Source organism: Moorena sp. SIO3A2, from assembly GCF_010672265.1.
Classification (GTDB): domain Bacteria; phylum Cyanobacteriota; class Cyanobacteriia; order Cyanobacteriales; family Coleofasciculaceae; genus Moorena; species Moorena producens.
Genome location: NZ_JAAHHC010000011.1, coordinates 175,792 through 198,530 on the forward strand (window position 1 = coordinate 175,792; position 22,739 = coordinate 198,530).

The following is a 22,739-nucleotide window of genomic DNA, read 5'->3' on the forward strand; positions in this document are numbered from 1 at the left end:
AAGGCTACTAACACCAACCCCAAAGAGTTAGGATTAATGACCCGACAGCCTCATGATCAATTTGCCAAACAGTATCTAACGGAGTTGTTAACAGCTCACGGTCAGGTAGAAGTCAGCCGAGAACTAACCAGTGAAGTGCGTCAAGTGGATATTTGGTTTCTACCAACAGCTTCTGAATCCACAGCACCCCAGGAAATTGGATTGCTCGGTCAGATGGCATCAACCGCCTGTTTATTGGAACCGTTCCGCAATGCTACAGGAATCATGGCAGTGCGCAATTGCCTGTTGAAGTTGTTTGCCCTCTACAGTGACCTACAGCGGAAGGCACGACGAGAGAAAAACCTGATCAGTGAAACCGATTTGCCCTGTTTATGGATTTTGTCCCCTTCCTGTTCAGGCCAGCTGTTGAACGGGTTTGGTGCAAAACTTGATAATTCCGGTAATTGGGTCAAAGGAGTTTACTTTTTGCCTGAGTGGTTCAACACAGCCCTGGTGGCCATTAACCAGCTACCTGTTACCGAAGAAACCCTGTGGTTAAGAATTTTGGGACGCGATCGCACTCAAGCGCAAGCCATTAATGAGTTGCTGGCACTGCCTGATCGACACCCAAAACGACGTAACATCTTAGAGATTCTGGCTAACTGGCGCATCAAAATAGACAAAATAGGAGAAAGTGAAGATTTAACTGAAGACGACAGGGAGTTAATTATGAATTTATCACCAGCTTATTTGCGTTGGCGGGAAGAAACCTTAGAGCAAGGCCGGGAACAAGGCAAGGAACAAGGAAATTTAGAGGGACAGCGCCTGATGGTGGAAAATCTACTAGCAGGGCGATTTGGCACTGTTGATCTCGAATTATCCCGAACCATTGAGCCTTTGATGCAGTTGCCGATCACAGAGCGTACTCAGGTGCTGCTTAACCTGTCCAACTTGTCCCGTCAGGAACTGTTGGACAGGTTTGGAGACAGTCGATCGGATTGATACTGTTACCGTTCAATGGTATGGCGGTGGTATTTCGGTTGTATTCCGGTATCACTGGGTCAAGACTGACACAAAACTGGTCACCAAACCCACTTATCTGATAGGGGCGCACGGCGTGCGCTCCTACTTGCTGTTTTTATTTACCACTGCAGCTACCAGAACACTAGCTCAAAGCTAAAGACTGTTATAGCATTTCCAAATGAGATGTAAATTTGTATGGTCTTGTTTTCTTGTCCAATAAAACTCTGTATCTCTTTCCCATCTTGCCTTTTGCCTCTTAAATGCAAGCCAATTCCTGCCATAAGGTGTTTACAACCCAGATAAAAACGCCCTGAGCTGTTGGCGTAGCGTGGGCGTAGCCCATAGGCTGTTAGCTTCACTGCCCTTATCCTGACCTTATATAGCAGCAAAAGTTTTTCTGAAAAACTGTCCGGAATTTACTTGGAAGGGAGAGAACATTTAATTGAAGGCAAGGAAAAATTAAAGTGATGACAACAAAGAGTTAATTAGAGTTAATTATGAATTTATCATCAGCTGATTTCGGTGGCTCTGAACTAATGTTACAACAGGTGGCTCCAAATGTGTGGGGGATTGTCTATCGGATTAAAATGCGATCGCTCTTTAATTCCACCTCCAACCTGGTAAATTTACTTTTATCCCATAAAAGAGTTTTACTGTTTACATCATCAAGGGGATAATTGACAGAGTTTGATATTTTTTTTTATTAATTCAATAAAGAATTAAAGTTTTATTAAAATCTCCGACAATTAGTTTAACTATGGGATGAATTACGCTACAGTTAAATTAAATCAAAAAACTTAAATTTTAATTTAAATAGTATTACTCCCTATCACTTCTGACTTCTTCATAACAGTATAAATGCTGTAATTCAATCTTATATAGCAGTCGCCAGGGCAGTTAGGACATGACAAAAGTCTCAAACCTAAGTAAGCGATGCAGCGCGGTCTTGGGGGTTTCCCCCATGAGCGACTGCATCAAGAAGCGCAAGAGTTTGACTTCTGACTTCTGCTATAAATACCAATATTCACAAACTATTCACACAATATTTATACATTTAAATTGTGAATCTGGGCTGATAGGAATAGGTCCAAATGGGGAGATGGTGGACCGGCTTTTGCACAAGTGGATCGAGCTGAAATTTAAATGCCTATTTGCTTATAGCAATTATAAATAGGTTGCGAACTATCACGGGAGCAGTATGACCGCACTAGCAATGATTTTGGGGTTATGAATTTTCACAACTCGTTTATAAACGCGCTTATCGATCAATACTAGATAAAGCAATACTAGAGCAACTAGCTCACCACTAACTCCTCAAACTAATCAACTTATGTATTTACTATACCATGACTTTACTAAAAGTAACAACATTCAGGGCTAATCAACGATAGTAATCTGGGTAATTACTCTCAATCCATTAATTATAAGCCCAGATAATTACCTCACTAGTTTTATAGAACAGCAATAATTACTTGGAGAATAAAAAATTATGAGTTTGGATTGTACTATCTCAAAATATTCAATTGTAGTAGCAGCTCAAGAGCAACTATCTTCTGATATTGGAGGAGAGGCAATCATCCTCGATATGAAGTCGGGAGTTTACTATGGCTTGAATACCGTAGGTGCTAGCATCTGGAATCTGATCCAGGAACCGAAAACTTTAGATGAAATTCGCAATGCACTGCTAGCAGAGTACGAAGTTGAGCCAGAAAAATGCGATCGCGATCTGTTGGCATTACTCCAAGAATTCGCAGCAGTTGGGCTAATTGAGGTAAAAGATGAAGCGGTTGCGTAAGTTCTTGCGCCTTACTAGTAGAGAACGTCAACTTGTGATTAACACGTTCATTTTACTAGGATTAATCAGACTAGGGCTATGGTTACTACCATTTCACAGATTGCGGCAACTGGTAGCAAAAATCAGTCAGCCATCACCTCAAGCTCAAAGCGTAAACCAAACTAACCTAAGCAAAATTGTCGGAGCTGTTAATCTCAGCAGTCGCTACATGCCAGGTGGTGTTAAGTGTTTAGCTAGAGCATTAACCACACAAGTACTAATGAGTCGCTGTGGTTACTCCCCTCAACTCAGAATTGGTGTTGCCAAAGGGGAGGGAGGAAAATTAGAAGCTCATGCATGGGTGGAAAACCAAGGACAGGTTGTGATCGGCTATCTCAGAGACCTTTCACGGTTTACTCCACTACCATCGTTTAAAGGAGGCAAACTATGAGTGGCATTGTAGGGATTTACTACCTCAACCAAGAACCAATAGACCGGGAAAATATTGGGCAAATGTTAGATATCCTTGCCCACCGGGGACCAGACGGAGCAGATATCTGGTGCGAGGGGTCTGTTGGTCTCGGTCATCGGATGCTTTGGACTACTCCTGAATCGCTGCTGGAAAAGTTACCTTTAGTTAATCACTCCAAAAATTTAGTGATTACTGCTGATGCTCGGATTGATAATCGAGAAGAACTGATTGTTGCTCTAGAGTTGAACGACCGTCCAGCAGAAAAAATTACCGATAGCCAACTGATATTAGCCGCTTATGAAAAATGGGGAGAGCAGTGTCCAGAAAAACTATTAGGTGACTTTGCCTTCGCTATCTGGGATAAGCACAAGCAGATCCTCTTCTGTGCTAGAGACCATGTTGGGGTTAAGCCTTTCTATTACTATCACCAATCCGGTCAAGGGTTTATTTTTGCCTCTGAAATCAAAGCACTCTTCTGTTTACCCTTCGTGCCAAAGCGTCTTAACGAAGTCAGGATGGCTGACTATGTCGCCCTGATGATGGAAGACAAAGTCATCACCACCTATGACGAGATTCTGCGGCTTCCTCCTGCTCACACCATGGTCGTTAGTCAGTCAGGAATAGAGCTAAACTGTTACTGGTCTCTAGACCCCAATCGTGAGCTAATATTAGACTCTGACGAAGCCTATGCTGAAGCATTTCGTGACATCTTTACCGAAGCAGTTCGTTGTCGTCTCCGTAGTGCTTTTGCCATTGGTTCTCACTTGAGCGGTGGATTAGATTCTTCCTCAATCACTTGTGTAGCCAGGAAACTACTGGCTGAAACAGGAGATGCTCAATTGCACAGCTTCTCCAACATTTTTGACAAAGTCACGGAATGTGATGAACGTCCCTTCATCAATGCGGTTTTAGAACAGGGTGGACTTATTCCCCACTATGTCCATGCTGATCAGTTTGGTCCGCTGTCAGACGTTGACGAAATTTGGGAGTATGAAGACGAAGCCTTACTTGGCCCAAGTCATCATTATCCTTGGCGACTGAATCAAGCTGCTCAGCAAGCAGGGATGCGAATTGTTTTAGATGGTCTCGATGGCGATAATGTCGTGTTTCATGGTGTGTCTAGATTGACAGAATTAGCCCATCAAGGACAGTGGGAAACCTTTGTCCAGGAAGCTGAAGCATTTTCTGAACATTTTGGTAACTCACCCCAAGGCTTGCTTAAACACTACAGTATCCTACACCTAAAAACACTGGCGAAGCAGTTTCGCTGGATTGCCTTTGGAAAAGCTGTACATCAGATTCACAAGCGTTTTGGCATCTCCCGTAAGCACCTGTTGCTCAATCATGGACTCAAGGCGTTAGTTCCGGAAGCAATCAACCAACTTTGGCGAAAGTGGCGCAGACAAGACAAGTCAGCTAGTTCTGTTTCACCTCTGGTTAACCGCAACTTTGCTGAGCGCATTGGTATTGATCAGCGTATTCAAGCATTGGACAAGTCAGATCAACCATCACTTACAGTCAGAGAAGACCACTGGCGTAATCTAACCCAAGGTATATTTCCCCTAATTCTAGAGCAGCTCGACCGCTACAATGCTGCATTTTCCCTCGAAGCTCGTCATCCCTTTATGGATAAGCGGTTACTTGAATTCTGTCTAGCACTGCCTTCCGAGCAGAAACTCTACCAGGGATGGAGTCGGATGGTGTTGCGCCGTGGGATGGCAGATATTTTACCAAAAGCTGTCCAGTGGCGAGGAGGCAAAGCCCATATGGGTCCAAACTTTATTCACGGTCTGCTCACCCTAAATCGTCAGGTGTTCGACGACGTGATCTTGAATAAGCTTGAACTCATTGAAGGGTACGTTGACACAGACTTTCTGAGACAAGTTCATCGACGCATGACCTCAGGAGGCAGGGTGCGAGAAAAAGACTGCATGACAGTCTGGCAGGGAATCATCTTGGCCTTGTGGCTTGACCGCACCCAAGCGACACCCTAAGTCTAACTTGGCAGGGAATCTGCTTGGGATTGTGGTTTGGGCACAACCTTTGAAACACCGTAAGTCCAATTCAGGCTGTAACTACCGTAAACTACTATCAGCAAAAGGAAAGTAAAACCATGCTAAAAACTTACACTACACCAGAGATGATTGTTCACGGTTCTATTGAGGAGCTCACCGAAATCAATGGGCCTGATCGGATTGCAGATGTCCTGATTTTCAATGGTGATTTGGCTAATCCTGCGGCTGAATCAGATGACTCAAGCAGCCTAGACTGCGATAACAATGGTAATTGTGATCCGTTCAAACTACCGTAACAGGATTACTACTGGTGATAGTGAGTAATTAGTGAGTAATTAATAGTTTAACTCAGGGTGTGACTACCTTAAACCCACAATAAGTACAACGAAATTAACACCATGCTAAAAACCTACACTACACCAGAAATGATTGTTCACGGTTCTATTGAAGAGCTGACCGAAATCAGTGGACCTGATCGAATGGCAGATGTCCTGATTTTCAATGGTGATTTGAATAATCCCCAGGCTCAATCAGATGACTCAAGCAGCCTAGACTGCGATAACAATGGTAATTGTGATCCGTTCCAACTACCTTAACAGGATTACTACTGATGATGAGTAATCAATAGTTTAATTCAGGGTGTAACTACCTTAAACTACAAAAATTACAAGGAAAGTAACACCATGGTAAAAACCTACACTACTCCAGAGATGATTGTTCACGGTTCTATTGAGGAGCTCACCGAAATCAATGGACCTGATCGGATTTCAGATGTGCTGATTTTCAATGGTGATTTGGCTAATCCCGCAGCTGAATCAAACGACTCAATCAGCCTAGACTGCAATAATGGTAATTGTGATCCGTTCAAACTAGAAGACCGTCAGTAACACGATTACTACTAGTGATGCTGACTAATCGGCGTTGCTGAATTAAGGAATGAATGCGCGATCATTTGGTTTTATTGAAGCCCCCTAAATCCCCCAATTCTGGGGGACTTTGATAGTTTTGTTCCCCCCAAGCGAGCAATCCCTCGCTTGGGGGGCTAGGGGGGCAAAACCATACCCAGAATCAGCAACGCCGACTAATCAATAGTTAAAATCAGGGTGTGACTACCTGAAGCTACCGTCAGCAAAAGGAAAACACCATGGAAAAGAGCTACGCTACACCAGAGATTATGGTTCACGGCACCATTGAGGAGCTAACCCAAATCACTGGGCATACTCGGATTGCAGATGTCCTGATTTTCAATGGTGATGTGGCTAATCCCCAAGCTGAATCAGATGGCTCAAGCAGCCTAAACTGCGATAACAATAATAATTGTGATCCGTTCAAACTACAGTAATACGATTAGCACTGGTGATGGTAAGTACTGAATATTAGTAGAGCTATCACCAAGGGCGACAAAGGCATTATTTACTACTAAATTATCTACTACTAAATTATCTACTACTAGCAAGATCATCCCTAGGCAACTCCCACTTAGGTTGCCTAGGAATCCCCAACTCGTTAGTCCTGCAACACTGACTCAGCAGAAGGGTCTTGGCTAGAGTGAGGGGATGCCTTTTCTGCTATCAAGTTCTCCGATCAAGTTTAACCTGCTCCTAAGTATCAATTATGTACATCTATACGGCCTACAACCTTTGTATTCACTCAGAGATTCCCTTACTCGAGCTGATCGAGTCTGATGGATCCCCTGATGTGATCATACGTTTCGGGAAATTGAGTCATCTTCCTCCAGAAACAGCTAATTGGAGCAACCGTGTTGTTGGGGAATTGCATGGCAAAGCAAAGGTTTTGATTGAAGATGGGCGAGAGATTACTATCGAACCTGTGACAGGAGCGGACAACTCTAAGCTCAGCCCTAACATCCTTGGAGCTTGTATGTCTGTGGTGCTGCGACAGCGCGGATTGCTAGTACTCCATGCTAGCAGCATTGTGGTCAACAATCAAGCGATCGCATTCATGGGTGGGTCAGGCTGGGGTAAATCCACCTTAGCAGGAGCCTTTCATGGTAAAGGTTATCAGATTATAACTGATGATGTCATGCCTGTCAACCTTGATGACGGTTATCCTTTGATTATTCCTAGCTTTCCTCAGATTAAACTTTGGCCATCAGCAGCAGATTCTCTAGGACACAATTCTAATAACTTACCTCCTCTTTACCCAAACGCACCAAAGCTTTCCTACACATTCACTGATGGGTTTCAACGCACTGCTGTACCCCTGAAGCGGCTCTATGTATTGGCCAAAGGAGACCAACATCAGATTACCAAGCTAACGCCTCAACAAGCTTTCCCTGAAGTAGTCCGTCATAGCCGTGATGTAGATGTGCTAATTGCTCCAGACTGTGTTAGTACTCATCTGCGTCAGTGCGCCAGTCTGATTAAGACTGTATCTATCTGTCGCTTCACCAGAAAGCCTAATCTGATGGAACTTCCTGATCTAGTGGCCTTGGTGGAGAAAGATATCGAAGAATTAACTACTTCTGATCGTAGTAAAAACCATACCCTCAACACTAAAGTTCTTGCAGAAGTCGGGAACAGGGAATAGCACAAGAGAGGGAAGTGTGGGAAGTGTGGAGAGATGGGGAGATAGGGAGATGGGGAGATAGGGAATCAGATCAGCACTGGCGTGGTTTCTTACCTTCACGACTGCATGAAGACAATACTTTTATAAGAGGTCTAGTAAAGCTTCACGCCTTTTACCAAGTAACCTTAACCCAACTAACCTTCAACCTTAAACCAACTAACCTTCAACCTTCAACCAACTAACCTTCAACCAACTAACCTTCAACCTTCAACCTTCAACCAACTAACCGTCAACCAACTAACCTTCAACCTTCAACCAACTAACCTTCAACCAACTAACCTTCAACCTTTAACCAACTAACCTTCAACCTTTAACCAACTAACCTTCAACCTTTAACCAACTAACCTTCAACCTTTAACCAACTAAACCTTAACACAAAAAATGGGAGCAGGCAAAACCTTAAGAACAAAAATCCAGCAAACATTACGCCTTTTGCCTGCACTGCGTCTAGTCTGGCAAAGCAGTCCCTTTTGGACAGGAGCTCGCGTAGGACTTTTGCTGGTTCAGGGGATATTACCTCTACTATCAATTTATCTTACCAAACTAATAATTGATACAGTAACTGACGGATTCATTACTGCTGATAAACAAGCCGTCTTTCGTGATGTTTTACTTTTCCTAATCTTAGCCGGTACAGTTACACTTGTCACTACTCTTTGCAACTCCTTAGCTGAAGTAGTCAATACTGCTCATTCTCAGCGAGTGACTGACTACATGCAAGGGATTATTCATGATAAATCCCTAGAAGCTGACTTGGAGTACTACGAAAATGCCCGATACTACGATACGTTACAAAGAGCTCAACAAGAAGCGCCCTACCGACCGCCCCGAGTCCTAAATCGTCTCACACAGATAGCTCAAAATAGTATTTCCTTGTTGGCGATGGTGAGTTTATTACTCTCCCTCCATTGGGGAATTGCTGGGATTTTATTTATTGCTGCCATGCCCGCGATGGTGGTGCGGCTAAAATACTCTCGGGTTATCTATCGTTGGCAGCGCAAAAAAACACCCATGGAACGGCAATCCATGTATTTGGGTTATATGCTAACCTCAGACCAGTTTGCTAAAGAAATTCGCTTGTTTGATTTAGGGGTTTTCTTTACTGACTGGTATCGTCGCATCCGAGAGCAACTTTATAAAGAAAAAGTAGCCATTGCTACTGGACGATCCTTTGCTAACTTTTGTGCTCAAGCCGTTGCAGGAATGTTAATCTTTTCTGTCTATGGCTTTATTGTCTATCAAACTGTCCATGGAGATTTGCGCTTAGGAGATTTAGTGCTGTATCACCAAGCGTTGCAGCGGGGACAAAATAATATTCGAGCGTTACTAACTAGTATATCTGGTCTTTATGAAGATAATTTATTCTTAGCTAACCTCTACGAATTTCTGGATCTAAAACCTAACGTTGTTGAACCAACTTATCCCAAACCAATTCCCCACTCCATGAGCCGTGGTATTGTTTTCGATCATGTTAGTTTCCAATACGGTACTACAACTCGTAAGGCACTTAAAAACATTAACCTTACAGTGCGACCAGGGGAAACTATCGCCCTAGTAGGAGAAAACGGTTCCGGTAAAACAACCTTAATTAAACTCTTGTGTCGTTTGTACGATCCAACCGCTGGCAGCATCACCATTGATGGGATTGATATCCGCAATTTTAAAATAGCTGACTTACGCCGCCAAATCAGTGTGATTTTCCAAGACTACGCTAAATATAATTTTACGGCTAAGGAAAATATCTGGTTAGCGGACATTGATTTGCCACGAGATCACGAAACTATTATTGATGCTGCTCGTCGTTCTGGTGCTGATGACGTTATCACTAGTTTACCCCAAGGGTATAATACCATGCTGGGGAAATTATTTGACCAAGGGGAAGAACTTAGTATTGGTCAATGGCAGAAAATAGCCTTAGCACGAGCTTTTCTACGAGACTCTCAGGTTATTGTATTAGATGAGCCTACCTCTGCTATGGATCCTAAGGCAGAATACGAGGTGTTTATGAAATTCCGCGAACTGATCGAAGATCAAGCTGCTATTCTGATCACCCATCGCTTATCTACTGTAAAAATGGCTGACCGAATCTATGTGATGGACCAAGGTTCAATTGTAGAAAGCGGTACCCATGGGGAACTGATGCAGTTAGATGGTACTTATGCCCATTTGTTTGAAACTCAGGCTAAAAATTATCGCTAACTTGAAGGTAAGCAGTGAGCTATCAGCTATCAGCTATCAGCTATCAGCTATCAGCTATCAGCTATCAGCTATCAGCTATCAGCTATCAGCTATCAGCTATCAGCTATCAGCTATCAGCTATCAGCTATCAGCTATCAGCTATCAGCTATTAGCTTATGGGTCACAGGCTTCTAGCCTGTGCCACGGTACTGTTCGCGCAGCACCTCAAGTAGCGCAATCGGTGCTTTTGAATAAAATAAGCTGACCGCTGACTGCTGACTGCTGACTGCTGAATGCTTACCTTCTGACTTCCCTACTCCCTACTCCCTACTCCCTACTCCCTACTCCCTACTCCCTAGCTAATGCTATAACATTTCCATTTGAGATGTGAACATAAAATTAAACCTTTTAGGTAACACGGAACTCGGTATCTGCTAACAGGGGTAAAGAATACCGAGTTTTTTTAATTATAAAAAAATCACGATCTCGGTTTACAAATCATTTGTAAAATCTCTAATAATGGCTAATTGTTTTAGCTGATTTTTATAATTTTTATTTTGGTAAAGAATTTAAGTTTTATTAAAATTTTAGGTATTTGTGGAAAAAATCGATTAATTAGGATACAGTTTAATTGACTTGAAGGGCTAAAATTATCAAGCTAAATCCGTTGAAGATAGTCTAAATGCTACCGGGGTGAAAATCTGCCATTAGATTGATCAGCTATGGACTGTGAACCAAATTTTAGAATGGTATTTGGAACCAGTACTATATCTCAAATCACTAATGAAAACCCTCAATTCCCTTATTAAGGTAGATTTAGGGGGATTATTGAAATATAAAAGACTTGGTTTTACGTTTTTATTGCGTAATTAATTAATCTTAATAATTTCAGCAATTTATTGGGCTTTATTAACGATAATTAGATTTTAAGCTGAAAAAGCTAATTACTAAACCATAATAGCTAAAACTTAGCTACATATAGTGAGGGAGCAAGCCTTGGGCCCCTACAATTAGGCTTGAGCAACGGATGCCAGAGTAATTTCTGAACTGCAATGGCTCATCAAGGGGAGTCAAGAAACTACTGCATCAGTTTCTAGTGATTGCATCTACGCGCAATAGTTATTTGAGAAATTAATTATGAGTTTGGATGGCACAATCTCTAAGACAATGTCTAAGTGTTCAGTTGGCGATATCTCCGAAATTGACAGCCAATCAGTGGATTGCAAAGCCTTGGGTGGCAACAAGCAAAAGCTGTTTTCCTATGTTGCTTATGGTTTGGGAATCCACTCGGCGCTACCAATCCCAGAGTTTATCCCAGCAGAAGTAGAGTGTGATGTTACGATTCACATTCAGAGTAATGATTACAGTACGGGATGCGTTCGCGTAGCGTCGGCTGAGGCCGTAGGCCACGCTACGCGATCGCCGAATCGCAAAATCAGTGACTACATTCCAAAGGAAGTTATCCAGCAGCCGATGGCTTTCCAGTTGAGTCGAGATGAGGCAGTGATTTATCTCAAAGACACAGGGCTGTTTCTGGTACAGGGGGGAAACACGATTATAATCATTCCCGCAGCAGGAGCCTGCCTGAGCCGCATTCAAACGGCTCTAGTGGGAACTGTGATGGCGATTCTGCTTTATCAGCGGGGATTGTTGGTGCTACATGCCAGTGTAGTCAATATTAATGGTGGTGCGGTTGTTTTCTTGGGTAATTCCGGTGAAGGTAAGTCTTCAATTGCTGCTGCACTCCATACTCAGGGATACAGAATCATCACTGATGATGTTGCACCTGTGAGATTGGATCAGGGGAAAGCGAAAGTTGCTCCTAGCTTTCCTCAAATTAAACTAAGTCGAGAAGTAGCTAAGGTTTTGGGATATGACCAGGATAAGCTGGGTCTGCTGGTACCGAAGTTAAATAAACCTGGCTATCTGTTAAATCAGGATTTTACCCAAGCGCTACTACCAATCCGGTGCATCTATGTACTGGTTTCAGGTTCACAGTTGAGTATTAAGCGTCTGAAACTTCAGGAGGCGGTGATGGAACTATCCCATCACTCCCGTCTAAACAGTTTATTTGACTCTGAGAAAGCATCCCATCTTCTTCAGTGTGCTCAGCTTGCCAATCAGTGTAGTGTTTATCGTCTCCAGCGACCTCGTAACTTGGCTTTGTTGCCTGAGTTAGGGAGGTTGGTGGCAGAACACCAATTTATACAAGGCAAAATGTAACAGGTAATATAATAAATTACCCAAAGCCCCATTATCCATTACTCAAAAAAACTTCAAGCTCCTAATCAACTGTTATCAAAAACTGTAATCAACCCCTTCAATTTAGTTGAAGGGGATTAGCGTCATCTGTCCGACGTAATATCTGGCGAATTTACGCCTAAACTCGCCTCTTGAAAACTATGGTACTCTGGTTTTGATGTCTGAGTGGAAGGCATATATATCTTGCTCCCCAATGCTGGTGTAGAGGTAGTTGCTGTCTGTTTTGGACTAAATTTAATCAGCTGTAGGACTAATGAAAATCGCTACCTGGAACGTCAACTCAATTCGGAGTCGCCAAGCTCAAGTAATAGATTGGTTGCAACGTACCCAAGTAGATGTGCTTTGCCTGCAAGAAACTAAAGTAGTTGATGCCCAGTTTCCGCGATCGCTTTTTGAAGAATTGGGTTATTACCTTTATATTTCTGGGCAAAAATCCTATAACGGTGTAGCCATCTGTAGCCGGAAACCAGCTACAGACGTAAGTATGGGCTTTGCTGCCGTGTTGGATACAGCTCAGGTGGGGGACCTAGATGAACAAAAGCGAGTGATTAGCGCTACAGTAGACGGCGTCCGCATTGTTAACCTATATGTTCCCAATGGGGCTTCGGTCAACAGTGAGAAGTACGACTACAAGCTGCGTTGGCTGAAGATACTGCGGGACTATTTACACAGTATCCTAGAAGAACAGTCCCATGAACTTTGTGTATGTGGGGACTTTAATATTGCCCTAGAAGACCGGGATATCCATAATCCTAAAGGCAAAGAAAAGCACATCATGGCTTCCCCAGTAGAACGTCAAGCCCTACAATCTGTCTTAGACCTAGGTTTAGGGGATGCCTTTCGCAAATTTACCAAAGAAGGGGGTAATTTTAGTTGGTGGGACTATCGCACCCGTGCCTTTCGGGGTAATCGGGGTTGGCGGATTGACCATATCTACCTAACCCCCAATCTTTACAATCAAGCGATTAGTTGTACCATTGACATAGAACCGAGAAAACTAGATAAACCTAGCGACCATTCCCCTGTAATCGTTAACTTATAGTCAAGTTTTAACGGCAAAAGCCATTCAGCTATCAGCTATCAGCCGTCAGCCGTCAGCTTTTGAATAAAAGCACCTCAAGTAGCACCATCTTTAGCGCATAAGCTGATAGCTGATAGCTGAATGCTTACACAACTGAAATAAATAATTAACCATTAAACTTAATAATTATAGCAGTCGAAGTAAAGGTTAAGAAATGTTTCTGTTCCCAGATCCGCTGTTCCCAGATCCGCTGTTCCCTAAAACCGATAACTTTGTACTCACCAAATTGACAACTGCTATATAACAATTAACTACCTTTAAGCACACCATCAATAGCCTGCAATAATTCCTTAGCGGTGTAAGGCTTAGACAAAAAGGTCTTAACCCCAGCTTCAGCCGCCGCATCGACTTTATCACTGATAGGCAACCCACTGATGCCAATAATTTTGAGCTGCGAGTTAATTTCTCGCAATTGAAGGATGGTTGTTGGTCCATCCATAACCGGCATCATCATATCCATCAGCACCAATCTAATGTCATCCTGATGTTGCCTATAGAGTGCGATCGCTTCCCTACCATCCCTGCTAGTCATCACCCGATAGCCATAGTTTTCTAAGGAAGTCTTGGTAATCTCACCAATAGCAGCTTCGTCATCCACCACTAAAATCAACTCACCGTTTCCTGTCGGTAGTTCTAGTTCTTCCTCGGAAGGAATTGGGAAGTGTTCTACTGCTGGCAAATATACTTTAAAGTTAGTACCTACGCCCAATTCACTATACACATTTACAAAACCGCCGTGACTTTTCACAATACCTCTGACAGTAGACAAACCCAGTCCTGTACCTTGACCGATTTCTTTAGTAGTGAAAAATGGCTCGAAAATTCTTGGCTGTATTTTCAGGGGAATACCAATGCCACTATCAGCAACGGTCACCACAATGTAGGGACCGACATCGGCATCAATATGCATCCTGGCATAGTTTGGATCTAAAAAAATATTTTGAGCAGACAATGTCAACGTTCCACCATCAACCATAGCATCACGAGCATTGATGCAGAGGTTCATCAAAACTTGGTGCAGTTGTGTGGCATCCCCAGATACAGACCAAAGATTGGGGTCTATATCCGTAGACAATTCAATGGATCTGGGAAATGTTTCTAGGATAATGTGGCGAATTTCCCGAATCAAATGCCTGACTTGTAAAACCGTTCGTTGACCTGTAATACCCCGAGCAAAGGATAAAACTTGCTTGACTAAACCAGCCCCCCGCCTAGCATTATTCTCTACAGTTTTTAGGAGTTGCAAATGCCGCTGATCTGAGATTTTCAGCTGCAACAGTTGAGCTGACATTAGAATAGGAGCTAATAAGTTGTTCAAATCATGGGCAATGCCCCCAGCTAAGGTACCCATGCTCTCCATGCGCTGAGCGTGGAGAAACTGGGTTTCCAGTTGTTTTTTTTCAGTGATATTAGTATTGACAATCAAGATTGATTTGGCCTGTCCCTGAGGATTTTGCACCAAAGTCCAGCGACTTTCAACAATAATTTCTTTGCCATCTTTGGTGACTTGATTCAACTCACCATACCACTCCCCTGTTTTGGCAACACTTTGGTCTGCCTCGGCTAGGTCAGCTGGTGCTTGTTCGTACAGCAGTAGATGCTCTTTTTTTCCAATCACTTCTGCTGCCTGCCAACCGTATAGACACTCCGCTCCTTTATTCCAAAATGAGATAGTATTGTCTAGATCCCGAACCAGAATGGCATCGGTTGCCACATCCAACAACGCTGCTTGTTCCCGAATTTTTTGTTGCGCTTGCTGGCGCTCAAGGGCATAGCGGATGGAACGCTCTAGTAAAGGTCCTCTAAGTTGACTCTTATCCAGGTAATCTGCTGCCCCAGCTTTCATGGCTTCCATGTCAACCTCATGGTCTCCCTGAGCAGTTAGGAGGATAATCGGTGCTGTACACCCCCTGGCAATGGCTTCACCTAGGAGTTCAAGTCCATTATGCTCACCAAGACGGTAGTCCAGTAGATAAACATCATGGTGGTTCTGACCAATCATTTCTAAGCCCTTAGCATAGGTTGCCACCCAAGTCAAGCTAAATCTAGCTCTCCGGTTTTCCGACAGTAAATCACGAGTTATAATATAGTCATCTTCGTCATCATCAACGAGTAATACGTTAACCAAAGGGTTGTACATTGGTCTGGCACCAGAGGAATCGAAGGAAATTAGTCGAGGGTGGTGAGTTCTGAGTTCTGAAAAGGGTAAGCAATTTGCTGGCTTTGTGATCAACGAACATTGATGAGGGTCGGTTTTGGAAATAGTCCTGAGTGGATCAGTTTTTAGTGATACAGTAGAAACATCAGTAGAAACATCAGAACGTTCAGCTGGCGGTTGTGAGTATTTACTCATGGTAGTCTGTTAGGGCAATCTATTCCCTTCGGGGGGCAATTCGGCGATGTCCAACCAGTACTTTTTTAACGTTTCCATCACCTCAATTAGGGAACTATAGGTGACAGGCTTAACGATGAAAGAATTTGCTCCTAAGTTATAACTGTGATAGATATCTTCTTCAGCCTTTGAGGTAGTCAGCACTACAACTGGTATAACTCGTAGATTAGGATCAGCCCTAATTTCTCTGAGGGCCTCACGACCATCTTTTTTCGGCATATTCAAATCCAGTAGGATTAAACTTGGACGAGGGGACATGCTCGCCTGCCTGTGTTTACCACGGTGATACAGATAATCCATCAATTCCTCGCCATCACTGACAAAGTATAGCTCATCGGTCAACTGACTCTCTAACAGAGCCTCCCTTGCCAATAGACAATCATCCGGATCATCATCTGCCATTAAAATTATCACGGGATTTCGGCTTTCATTCACTCAGCATTATCTCCTCGACCAAAAATTATAAAGGAATTATAAAGGCATTATGAAGGGGTTATGAAGTATAAAGGTGTAAATTTGAAGTATTTTATGGATTAGTCACTCAACTACTAGTATGTTTTCATTATTTAACCTTTCACCTTTCACCTTTCACCTTTCACCTTTCACCTTTCACCTTTCACCTTTCACCTTTCACCTTTCACCTTTCACCTTTCACCTTTCACCTTTCACCTTTCACCTTTCACCTTGGCCTTTCGGCCACGCTACGCGAACAATCTTCCAGCTTCAATTTTGTTTAATCGGCACCCTAACAATAAACTTAGCCCCCTGTCCTGGTGTGCTCTCTGCCATGATGCTACCATTATGGCGTTCCACAATTTTACGGCAGATAGCTAGACCGATGCCGGTTCCTTCATATTCGCTGCGACCATGGAGCCGTTGAAAGGTTTGGAAAATGCGATTGCCATACTTGGGGTCAAACCCAATACCATTGTCTTCGACTATGATCTGACAACGCTGATTAACGGTTGCGCCTCCATAACTTAAGGGAAAACTTTCCTGAAGCAGTTGGCTATAAATTTTAACGAGGTTACCTCTTGGTTCTGGTCGGAATTTAAGTCCGTTACTGATCAGGTTTTGCAACAGTTGACGCATTTGCAGGGGATCAGCTTCAATAGTATGTAGTTCACCGACTTCCACTACGCCACCAGATTGCTGGATACGTAGTTCTAAATCAGAGAGTACCTCTTGCACCACTTGAGCCAGATTAGTCGCAACCAAAGGTCTGGCCTTGGTGGTCACCCGGGAAAGGCTAAGCAAGTCATTGATTAACACCTGCATCCGTGCTGCAGCATTCTGCATCCGTTCCAGGTAGTCCTGACCCTGCTCCGTTAACTGTTCATGATACTTTGTCTGAAGGCGATCGCCAAATGCCTGAATCTTGCGCAGGGGTTCTTGTAGATCGTGGGATGCTACATAGGCAAACTGTTGCAGTTCAGCATTAGAACGGGCAAGTTCCTGACGCTGACGGGTTTCTGTTCCTAAAAGCTGGGCTTGGGCTAAGGCAATACCAATTTGGTCGGCCAGTTGTTGCAACAATTCACTTTCAAAGTTAGTCCATTGTCGTGGATTCGAACACTGATGGGCAATGAGCAAACCCCAAAGTTGGTCTTGTTGCTGAATTGGCACCACTAGGTTAGCTTTTACCCCAAACTGTTGCAGCATTTCTACATGGCAAGCTTGGATATCAGATTTTTCTAAGTCACAGATGTTGCTAACCCTTCCCTGACGATACTGGTCCAGGTACTCTTCATGAAAGCAAGGATCTTCGATGCTTTGTCCGAGCATGATTGGCCAACCAGGTACTACTGCTTCTTGAAGCACTTTCCCCCAGCCATCAAAACTCAGTTGGAACAGTACAACTCGGTCAGCCTTGAGAAATTGTTGCACTTCTGTAACCGCCGTTTGCAGAATCTGATCCAGTTGTAGAGACTGGCGGATTTTCAGGGTAATTTCTGAAAACAATTGCGATCGCTGATTTTGGCGCTTGAGTTCTTGCTCTGCTAACTTACGCTCAGTAATGTCATCCACCACATAGGAAAATCGGGGGCGAGGAGTGGTTGTGTCGGGAATTGGGCATACAGTGGCGCATAACCAGCGGGTATCGGTTTCAGTGGTGTGATCATACTCGAAGGAAATGGGCTGATTGCTTTGTTGGCTTTCTCGGTAATGGGTAATCCACCGATGGATATGAGTTTTGGGTGCCCCCAACTCACTGGCTAACCGATTCTGCATGGCCTCGGGTGTAGTCCCGAAAAAATTCGCTGTACTGTTATTATCAGAAATATGCAGGATGTCATCATCCAACAGTTCCACGACCCCCATCAATAGTGCGGAACTGTTGAAAAAACTACGCAGGGTCGATTCACTACCGAGCAGTGCAGCTTCTGCCTGTTGGCGCTCTATTTCCGCTTGATGAGCTGCAATTAATCGACCAAGACTTTGAGCCATTAATTCTACAATTTCCCGTTCGTGAGGCTGGAAATCCCTTTCTCTGACCTGGGTTGAGGAAAAATTGAGGGAGCCGTAGACTTCACCATAGACAAATATGGGAGTCCCGATATAGGACTCAAGTTTTAGAGTTTGGTAGACTCGATGAGCATGCATTAGCTCCATCTCACCTACATGAGTATAGGAAATGGTCTTTTTTTCGCGAACGACTACAGCACAATAGGTATTTTTTAATTCAAACTCTGAGCCAGAGACTAACCCTTCTAGATCAGACCTGACCGACAGGATGGTGTAGGAATTAAGGTGTATTTGACTAATAATGCCAGTGGGCATGCCTAAAATTTCACAACCCGTCTCCAGATAGTCAGTATACAGCAAGTCAAAGTTTTGGTAATTGGTGGTATTCAGCCGATGTAGGTGTTTGAGGTTGTTACTGAAGGTTTCCAGAGCCTGAGACTTTTGCAAAAGTTGCTCGTCTGCGTGCTTGTGTTCAGTAATGTCCCGCCCTACTGCCTGGAGCTCAATTAATTGACCATGCTCGTTAAAGATGGCACGATCGCTCCACTGCTGCCAGCGAATCTCTCCTGTGGGCATAATCACCCGGTGTTCAACCGTTTCTACCGGATTCTCCGGGCTTAGAGAAGTAATACACTGTTCTAGCCTTTTGAGATCCTGATCGGGAATCAATGGCAAAAACCGTTGCCCAATCAACTCTTGCTCTGACTTGCTGAAATAGCGACAGTAGGCACCATTGACAAAAGTAAGAGTTCCATCAGGACGGAAACGACAGATGAGTTCTGTTTGATCTTCGACAATAGCGCGATAGCGAGCCTCGCTCTGATACAATTGCTGCTGATTTTGCTCCCGCTCGGTAATATCATGGTTTAGACCAATGGTTGCCACCATATTGTCTTGCTGATCATAAAGAGGTACTACCACCGTTTCACACACCCCACACTTGCCATCTTTGCCAATAAAGTGAATCTCCCCAGACCAACGTCCCGAACTGGTCATCTCCTGGATAATCTGCTCGGTTAGAACAGCCGCCTCTTCCGGTCGGTGCAAAATCCCTGCAGTTTTACCCAATACCTCAGCTTTGGTGTAGCCGAATATTCGCGCTGAAGCAGGATTCCAATCAATTATCCTACCGGCTAAGTCCGTGATTATGATCCCATCGAAGATACTCTCAAAAATCAGACCCTGTCTACGCAGGGCCTCTTCCGCCTGTTTGCGCTCAGTGATATCAATGGAAGAACCAATGTAACCGGCAAAGTCCCCATTGGGGGTAAATCGGGGAGTGCCTATATCTAATATCCAACGATACTGCCCATCCCTACGTCGCAAGCGGTACTCCATGCGAAAATTTTCTCTGGCGTCGAAGGCAGATATATAGGTATTGAAGCTGAACTCTAGGTCATCAGGATGCACCCCTTCAGCCCAGCCCTTGCCCAATTCAAGTTCGAGGGTCTTACCGGTGAAGTTCAACGAAAGCTGATTGAAAAAGTTATAAAGTTTATCAGTGCCTGACATCCAGATCATTACTGGGGCATGATCAGCCATCATCCGGAAGCGAGCTTCACTCTCTTCGAGGCTGGCTTGCTTTTGTTTGGCCTCGGTAATGTCCCGTGCGATCGCATAAATTAAACCATCGTTCACTACTGGATAAGCAGCCCAGGCTAGCCATTTATAAGACCCATCTTGACAGCGATAGCGATTCTCGAAGTAGACAGTAGGGATGCCAGTCCCCAATTGTTCTATTTCCGCCCTGGTTGCTCCTCGGTCATCGGGATGGACAAAATTGAAAAACGTGGTGCTTTTTAGTTCTGCTTCGGTGTAACCCAAGGTGCTAGTAAAGGAAGGACTCAAGCGCTTAAAGTAGCCATCGAAACCAGCTATACACAGCAAATCCAGGGAGAGGTCAAAAAAGCGATCGCGTTCTTGCTGGATCCGTTTCCATTCAGTAATGTCACGAGTAAAACATCGGGTATGGACAAATTTGCCATTTTTCCAGAGGACATTAGAGTTAATCAGCACATGGCGAATCGAGCCATCTTTGCACAAGAGTCTGGCTTCGTAGTTTTTTAAGGTTTCTTCAGCAGTTAGTCTGGCCAGGATATCTTCAATTACCTCTTGCTCCGGGTAAAATTCACCAATGTGGTGACCGATATACTCGTCGGCGTTGTAACCCAGCAGATCTAACTCTGCCTGATTAGCCCACAGGATAATGCCATTGCTATCCACGCAATGGAGACCAACGCAGCCATTTTCTAAAAAATCCAGCAGTTCTTGGTCAACCTGGGTAAATTCAGGTTCAAAACCTTGGTTTTCTAACTGAGGCTGCTGTAAATCCGCTAACTGTTGTTTTAGCTCCAGTTGGCTGATCAGTTGACGACTTAAGGCTTGTAATCCCGCTAACTGTTGTGGCTGAAGTTCCTTTGGCACTTGATCGATTACGGCAAGTGTTCCCAGAGGGTATCCCTCAGAGGTAATTAGGGGAACTCCAGCATAAAACCGAATATGAGGCTCAGCAGTAACTAAAGGATCAGTGGCAAACCGTTGATCAGCCAGGGTATCCTGAACTACCAATACCTCAGCTGACTCAATCCGATGGCCGGATAAAAAGGTATTTTGACTTATTGACGTTTCATCTAAGCCCAGATTAGACTGACACCATTGACAGTAACAGTCAATCAGGGTAATCAGAGCCATGGGCGTTTGGCAAATTTGTGCGGCTAATGCTGTGACATCATCAAACGCCTGTTGGAGCTCAGGGTCAGTAATTCTTTTATAAGAGTTTTGGGCTGCCAGCTTTGCTGGTTCATCAGCCTCTTCTCCTCCTGCCATCAAATAATCTCCAAACGGGTTATAATCAGCCCTAGTTATGATCAGCCCTAGGTTGGCTGTTGCTCAAGACGATAAGACTGATCACTGATCAGCTAGGATGAGCTTGACTTGAATTAGCTTGAGGTTAAGGATAGGTAGCATCAATGGATTAACGGCAGATGTTTGTGGGCTACTGAGAAATAGCCCTCCACAACGCCATCATTGCCCTTGTCAGAGAAAAAACTTCTGATTTAATTTAATATTATTTGAATATTATTTAGGTATACTATCTGAATTTAGAGCACCTGCTCCTAATTTTTAAAGTATTTTAAACAAATCGGAACATGGGGCTAAGGTTGGGTATTGATTAAATCCAACCAACAAATATAAATAAACTATATTATAGCTGAATTTGTTACTAATCTTAACACTTCTTAGAATTCTCAGGCAATGACTCCCCTGCCCAAGATCACTGAAAAGCAAACGGTAGATAGTTTTTCAATCACCATCGCTCCCTTATCCCTATCAGAACTTTACGCCCTTGCTGAAGATCCGGCTAATGGAGCTGTGGTGATGATGAGTGGCACAGTCCGTAATCAGACTGATGGGAAACCAGTGGTAGCATTAGAGTATCAAGCTTATGAGCCCATGGCATTACGGGTATTTTCCTCAATTGCTGCCCAGATTCGTGCCTCATGGTCTGATGTGAATCGGGTGGTAATCCATCATCGCATCGGTCGCTTAAAAATTGGGGAAATTAGCGTGTTAGTCGCTATTGGCTGTCCTCATCGTTCAGAAGCCTTTGCAGCTTGTAAATATGCTATTGACACCTTGAAGCATAATGCTCCGATTTGGAAAAAAGAGCATTGGGATGATGGTTCCAGCACTTGGGTCAGTATTGGGGCGTGTGAGCAATCATAATGAAGAATGAAGAATGAAGAATGAAGAATGTAGAATGTAGAATGTAGAATGAAGAATTATAGAATAGCTCCCTGTAGCACCAACTTTTTTACTTATCGTTTTAATCGTTTTAGTGATTGAGCGATCGCTTTTTCTAATTCCACTTTACTCAAGTAAAATTGTAGGGTGGGCATTGCTCTCGGAATATCATGATTGAACAGCTATCAATGATATGGGCAATGCCCACCAATACCCTAGGGTGGGCAAAGACTGATGTAAATTCCAGAATGTTTGGGAGTTGGAAACAGGCCTAAGGTATCCTGGTTGGTGGGCATTGCTCAGATGAATTCTGCCTGGGTTGGGGGTTGATTTCAAGCAATGCCCACCCTACAACTAAATTCTAAATTCTAAATTCTAAATTCTAAATTCTATCTACTTATCGTTTTAGTGATTGAGCGATCGCTTTTTCTAATTCCACTTTACTCAAGTAAAATTGTAGGGTGGGCATTGCTCTCGGAATATCATGATTGAACAGCTATCAATGATATGGGCAATGCCCACCAATACCCTAGGGTGGGCAAAGACTGATGTAAATTCCAGAATGTTTGGGAGTTGGAAACAGGCCTAAGGTATCCTGGTTGGTGGGCATTGCTCAGATGAATTCTGCCTGGGTTGGGGGTTGATTTCAAGCAATGCCCACCCTACAACTAAATTCTAAATTCTAAATTCTAAATTCTAAATTCTATCTACTTATCGTTTTAGTGATTGAGCGATCGCTTTTTCTAATTCCACTTTACTCAAGT

Annotated in this window: 21 protein-coding genes and 1 pseudogene; 16 read left to right on the top strand and 6 right to left on the bottom strand. The window is 43.6% G+C overall.

Annotated elements, in window-relative coordinates:
- Window positions 1-36 precede the first annotated feature (36 nt).
- Window positions 37-981, top strand: coding sequence for an RpnC/YadD family protein (locus F6K64_RS14625; RefSeq protein ID WP_008188042.1), 945 nt, complete (start codon window positions 37-39; stop codon window positions 979-981).
- Window positions 982-1,133: 152 nt separating this feature from the next.
- Here F6K64_RS14625 and F6K64_RS14630 read toward each other — a convergent pair whose 3' ends face one another.
- The gene (locus tag F6K64_RS14630; RefSeq protein WP_044494653.1) at window positions 1,134-1,361 is read right to left on the bottom strand and encodes a hypothetical protein; all 228 of its coding nucleotides are present in this window, start codon (window positions 1,359-1,361) and stop codon (window positions 1,134-1,136) included.
- Between the two features lie 138 nt (window positions 1,362-1,499).
- Here F6K64_RS14630 and F6K64_RS14635 point away from each other — a divergent pair, with 138 nt between their 5' ends.
- The 8 genes from F6K64_RS14635 to F6K64_RS14670 all read left to right on the top strand — a co-directional run bounded on the left by F6K64_RS14635 (window position 1,500) and on the right by F6K64_RS14670 (window position 6,605).
- A complete protein-coding gene (locus F6K64_RS14635; RefSeq protein ID WP_131827090.1) occupies window positions 1,500-1,679 on the top strand; it encodes a hypothetical protein in 180 nt (59 codons plus the stop codon).
- Window positions 1,680-2,491: 812 nt separating this feature from the next.
- A complete protein-coding gene (locus F6K64_RS14640) occupies window positions 2,492-2,797 on the top strand; it encodes a PqqD family peptide modification chaperone (RefSeq protein WP_008188040.1) in 306 nt (101 codons plus the stop codon).
- Window positions 2,781-3,227, top strand: coding sequence for a lasso peptide biosynthesis B2 protein (locus tag F6K64_RS14645; protein ID WP_008188039.1), 447 nt, complete (start codon window positions 2,781-2,783; stop codon window positions 3,225-3,227). Before F6K64_RS14640 ends, F6K64_RS14645 begins: the two co-directional genes overlap by 17 nt.
- Window positions 3,224-5,242 carry a lasso peptide isopeptide bond-forming cyclase gene (locus F6K64_RS14650; RefSeq protein WP_008188038.1) on the top strand — a complete coding sequence of 673 codons (2,019 nt, stop codon included), beginning with the start codon at window positions 3,224-3,226 and terminating at the stop codon, window positions 5,240-5,242. Before F6K64_RS14645 ends, F6K64_RS14650 begins: the two co-directional genes overlap by 4 nt.
- Before the next feature lie 119 nt (window positions 5,243-5,361).
- Entirely contained in the window at window positions 5,362-5,559 is a 198-nt protein-coding gene (locus F6K64_RS14655) for a lasso peptide (RefSeq protein WP_008188037.1), read from the top strand.
- A 102-nt stretch (window positions 5,560-5,661) separates the two neighbouring features.
- On the top strand, window positions 5,662-5,859 hold the full coding sequence (locus tag F6K64_RS14660) for a lasso peptide (protein ID WP_008188036.1): 198 nt from the start codon (window positions 5,662-5,664) through the stop codon (window positions 5,857-5,859).
- Between the two features lie 87 nt (window positions 5,860-5,946).
- Window positions 5,947-6,150 (top strand): lasso peptide, encoded by a 204-nt coding sequence (locus tag F6K64_RS14665; protein WP_008188035.1) that lies wholly within the window; start codon window positions 5,947-5,949, stop codon window positions 6,148-6,150.
- 257 nt (window positions 6,151-6,407) lie between these two features.
- On the top strand, window positions 6,408-6,605 hold the full coding sequence (locus F6K64_RS14670) for a lasso peptide (RefSeq protein WP_008188034.1): 198 nt from the start codon (window positions 6,408-6,410) through the stop codon (window positions 6,603-6,605).
- Here F6K64_RS14670 and F6K64_RS14675 read toward each other — a convergent pair.
- Window positions 6,597-6,725 (bottom strand): hypothetical protein, encoded by a 129-nt coding sequence (locus tag F6K64_RS14675; RefSeq protein ID WP_267872087.1) that lies wholly within the window; start codon window positions 6,723-6,725, stop codon window positions 6,597-6,599. The genes F6K64_RS14670 and F6K64_RS14675 overlap by 9 nt on opposite strands.
- Before the next feature lie 152 nt (window positions 6,726-6,877).
- Between F6K64_RS14675 and F6K64_RS14680 the strand changes: the two genes are divergently transcribed.
- The 6 genes from F6K64_RS14680 to xth all read left to right on the top strand — a co-directional run bounded on the left by F6K64_RS14680 (window position 6,878) and on the right by xth (window position 13,334).
- Window positions 6,878-7,813, top strand: a complete 936-nt coding sequence (locus tag F6K64_RS14680; RefSeq protein WP_008188033.1) for a hypothetical protein — start codon at window positions 6,878-6,880, stop codon at window positions 7,811-7,813.
- Between the two features lie 14 nt (window positions 7,814-7,827).
- On the top strand, window positions 7,828-8,034 hold the full coding sequence (locus tag F6K64_RS14685; protein WP_287262769.1) for a hypothetical protein: 207 nt from the start codon (window positions 7,828-7,830) through the stop codon (window positions 8,032-8,034).
- Window positions 8,035-8,233: 199 nt separating this feature from the next.
- Complete coding sequence (locus F6K64_RS14690; RefSeq protein WP_008186043.1) at window positions 8,234-10,051, top strand: ABC transporter ATP-binding protein; 1,818 nt, start codon at window positions 8,234-8,236, stop codon at window positions 10,049-10,051.
- Complete coding sequence (locus F6K64_RS14695) at window positions 10,011-10,295, top strand: hypothetical protein (protein WP_287265683.1); 285 nt, start codon at window positions 10,011-10,013, stop codon at window positions 10,293-10,295. Before F6K64_RS14690 ends, F6K64_RS14695 begins: the two co-directional genes overlap by 41 nt.
- A gap of 902 nt (window positions 10,296-11,197) precedes the next feature.
- The gene (locus tag F6K64_RS14700) at window positions 11,198-12,253 is read left to right on the top strand and encodes a P-loop NTPase family protein (protein ID WP_008186039.1); all 1,056 of its coding nucleotides are present in this window, start codon (window positions 11,198-11,200) and stop codon (window positions 12,251-12,253) included.
- 292 nt (window positions 12,254-12,545) lie between these two features.
- Window positions 12,546-13,334: an exodeoxyribonuclease III gene (gene xth, locus F6K64_RS14705; protein WP_287251384.1), complete on the top strand. Its 789-nt coding sequence runs from the start codon at window positions 12,546-12,548 to the stop codon at window positions 13,332-13,334.
- Between the two features lie 286 nt (window positions 13,335-13,620).
- Here the strand turns inward: xth and F6K64_RS14710 are convergent, their stop codons facing one another.
- From F6K64_RS14710 to F6K64_RS38900, 4 genes and pseudogenes are all read right to left on the bottom strand, one after another.
- Complete coding sequence (locus tag F6K64_RS14710; RefSeq protein WP_502708038.1) at window positions 13,621-15,513, bottom strand: hybrid sensor histidine kinase/response regulator; 1,893 nt, start codon at window positions 15,511-15,513, stop codon at window positions 13,621-13,623.
- 222 nt (window positions 15,514-15,735) lie between these two features.
- Window positions 15,736-16,167 (bottom strand): response regulator, encoded by a 432-nt coding sequence (locus tag F6K64_RS14715; protein WP_008186031.1) that lies wholly within the window; start codon window positions 16,165-16,167, stop codon window positions 15,736-15,738.
- Window positions 16,168-16,488: 321 nt separating this feature from the next.
- On the bottom strand, window positions 16,489-18,213 hold the full coding sequence (locus F6K64_RS38895) for a PAS domain-containing sensor histidine kinase (protein ID WP_131827381.1): 1,725 nt from the start codon (window positions 18,211-18,213) through the stop codon (window positions 16,489-16,491).
- Window positions 18,205-21,057: pseudogene (locus F6K64_RS38900) on the bottom strand (PAS domain S-box protein); the annotation flags it as partial. The pseudogene F6K64_RS38900 and the gene F6K64_RS38895, both read right to left, overlap by 9 nt.
- Before the next feature lie 429 nt (window positions 21,058-21,486).
- On the opposite strand from F6K64_RS38900, the gene F6K64_RS14725 reads away from it, so the two are divergent.
- Window positions 21,487-21,957 carry a molybdenum cofactor biosynthesis protein MoaE gene (locus tag F6K64_RS14725; RefSeq protein ID WP_287265686.1) on the top strand — a complete coding sequence of 157 codons (471 nt, stop codon included), beginning with the start codon at window positions 21,487-21,489 and terminating at the stop codon, window positions 21,955-21,957.
- Window positions 21,958-22,739: the final 782 nt, after the last annotated feature.

What these genes read in the sequence shown, in the direction of transcription:
- F6K64_RS14690 (WP_008186043.1), top strand. Translation starts at nt 8,234, where the DNA reads ATGGGAGCAGGCAAAACCTTAAGAACAAAAATCCAGCAAACATTACGC.
- F6K64_RS14700 (WP_008186039.1), top strand. Translation starts at nt 11,198, where the DNA reads ATGTCTAAGTGTTCAGTTGGCGATATCTCCGAAATTGACAGCCAATCA.
- F6K64_RS14645 (WP_008188039.1), top strand. Translation starts at nt 2,781, where the DNA reads ATGAAGCGGTTGCGTAAGTTCTTGCGCCTTACTAGTAGAGAACGTCAA.
- F6K64_RS14675 (WP_267872087.1), bottom strand. Translation starts at nt 6,725, where the DNA reads ATGATCTTGCTAGTAGTAGATAATTTAGTAGTAGATAATTTAGTAGTA.
- F6K64_RS14695 (WP_287265683.1), top strand. Translation starts at nt 10,011, where the DNA reads ATGCCCATTTGTTTGAAACTCAGGCTAAAAATTATCGCTAACTTGAAG.
- F6K64_RS14655 (WP_008188037.1), top strand. Translation starts at nt 5,362, where the DNA reads ATGCTAAAAACTTACACTACACCAGAGATGATTGTTCACGGTTCTATT.
- F6K64_RS14635 (WP_131827090.1), top strand. Translation starts at nt 1,500, where the DNA reads ATGAATTTATCATCAGCTGATTTCGGTGGCTCTGAACTAATGTTACAA.
- F6K64_RS14640 (WP_008188040.1), top strand. Translation starts at nt 2,492, where the DNA reads ATGAGTTTGGATTGTACTATCTCAAAATATTCAATTGTAGTAGCAGCT.
- F6K64_RS14660 (WP_008188036.1), top strand. Translation starts at nt 5,662, where the DNA reads ATGCTAAAAACCTACACTACACCAGAAATGATTGTTCACGGTTCTATT.
- F6K64_RS14710 (WP_502708038.1), bottom strand. Translation starts at nt 15,513, where the DNA reads ATGTACAACCCTTTGGTTAACGTATTACTCGTTGATGATGACGAAGAT.
- xth (WP_287251384.1), top strand. Translation starts at nt 12,546, where the DNA reads ATGAAAATCGCTACCTGGAACGTCAACTCAATTCGGAGTCGCCAAGCT.
- F6K64_RS14725 (WP_287265686.1), top strand. Translation starts at nt 21,487, where the DNA reads ATGACTCCCCTGCCCAAGATCACTGAAAAGCAAACGGTAGATAGTTTT.
- F6K64_RS14665 (WP_008188035.1), top strand. Translation starts at nt 5,947, where the DNA reads ATGGTAAAAACCTACACTACTCCAGAGATGATTGTTCACGGTTCTATT.
- F6K64_RS14715 (WP_008186031.1), bottom strand. Translation starts at nt 16,167, where the DNA reads ATGGCAGATGATGATCCGGATGATTGTCTATTGGCAAGGGAGGCTCTG.
- F6K64_RS14650 (WP_008188038.1), top strand. Translation starts at nt 3,224, where the DNA reads ATGAGTGGCATTGTAGGGATTTACTACCTCAACCAAGAACCAATAGAC.
- F6K64_RS14680 (WP_008188033.1), top strand. Translation starts at nt 6,878, where the DNA reads ATGTACATCTATACGGCCTACAACCTTTGTATTCACTCAGAGATTCCC.
- F6K64_RS38895 (WP_131827381.1), bottom strand. Translation starts at nt 18,213, where the DNA reads ATGGCTCAAAGTCTTGGTCGATTAATTGCAGCTCATCAAGCGGAAATA.
- F6K64_RS14670 (WP_008188034.1), top strand. Translation starts at nt 6,408, where the DNA reads ATGGAAAAGAGCTACGCTACACCAGAGATTATGGTTCACGGCACCATT.
- F6K64_RS14625 (WP_008188042.1), top strand. Translation starts at nt 37, where the DNA reads ATGACCCGACAGCCTCATGATCAATTTGCCAAACAGTATCTAACGGAG.